2 protein-coding genes are annotated in these 982 nt (G+C 58.7%); both read left to right on the top strand.

Translation table 11 applies throughout. The annotated features are described in order from the left end of the window. On the top strand, nt 1-392 hold a 392-nt coding region (locus tag PO883_RS34570), incomplete at its 5' end, for an IncQ-type mobilization protein MobB (protein ID WP_289313818.1). Beyond that, the coding region (locus tag PO883_RS34565) for a RepB family DNA primase (RefSeq protein WP_373890144.1) at nt 281-982 on the top strand (702 nt) is incomplete at its 3' end. The genes PO883_RS34570 and PO883_RS34565, both read left to right, overlap by 112 nt.

Raw genomic sequence — 982 nt, 5'->3', positions numbered from 1 at the left:
TGGAGGATTTGGCCGTGACGCTGGAGCCGCTGGCCCAGGCACTAACCGCGCTGACGGACGAGACACGCCAGACGCTAATCGAGATCGACCGCAAGAGCCAGGAGCAGGCAGAGAAGTTCGCCAGCCAGTTAACGGAGTCGGTGAAGGGATACAAGGAAGCAGCAGCAGAGGCGAGCAAGGCCGCAGAGAGTCTGGACCTGGCAGGGCAGCGGATGGAGTGGAGGCATTACGCCCTGGCGGTGGTGACGGGGCTATTTACAGCAATGCTCGTGAGCGCGTTTTGGCTTTGGCTGAACCCGCCCGTTATCAAGAACTCAGTAGACGCGGAAGCGGTAGCGGAAGCTTTGAAACCCGTCGTGATCGAAGCTTTGAAGCGCTCCAAAAACAAATAATAGCGCTGGACGTTCCACGCTTTGAAGTCGGAATTCGGGAAGCCAAGACCGGGCAAATGATGAACCGGGAATGGAGCCGCGCAGAGGTCGAGCAGTCCGCAGCATGGCTCAAACGCATGAACGCCAAGGGCAATGATGTGTATATCCGCCCGGCCGGAGAGCATGGGCTGGTACTGGTTGACGACCTGACGGCGGATAATATTTCTCGCATGGCAAAGGATGGTTTTCTATCCGCTGCAACGATAGAAACCTCGCCGGGAAACTATCAGGCATGGATCAAGCTATCGGATAAGTCTATATCCGACGAGGCGCGTACTGTGGCGGCGCGATCATTGGCAAAGCACTACGGCGGCGACCTGAACAGCGCGGACAGCAAGCATTACGGGCGGTTAGCCGGGTTCACCAACCAAAAGCCCAAACACACCCGCGACGGGCGGCAGCCGTATGTGCTTGCCCATGAATGCACCGGCAAGGCCGCTACAGCCGCTCCAGCGCTCCTGGAGCGTGTCGAGCAAGGGCTGGACAGGGAAGAGGCTCAAAAAGAGCGTCAGAAGCGCCTAGAAGCCCTCCAGACGGCCAAGCCGGGATAT

This window comes from Massilia sp. DJPM01 (assembly GCF_030348125.1).
Lineage (GTDB): Bacteria > Pseudomonadota > Gammaproteobacteria > Burkholderiales > Burkholderiaceae_D > Telluria_A > Telluria_A frigida.
This window is presented reverse-complemented; position numbering and strand designations above follow the sequence as displayed.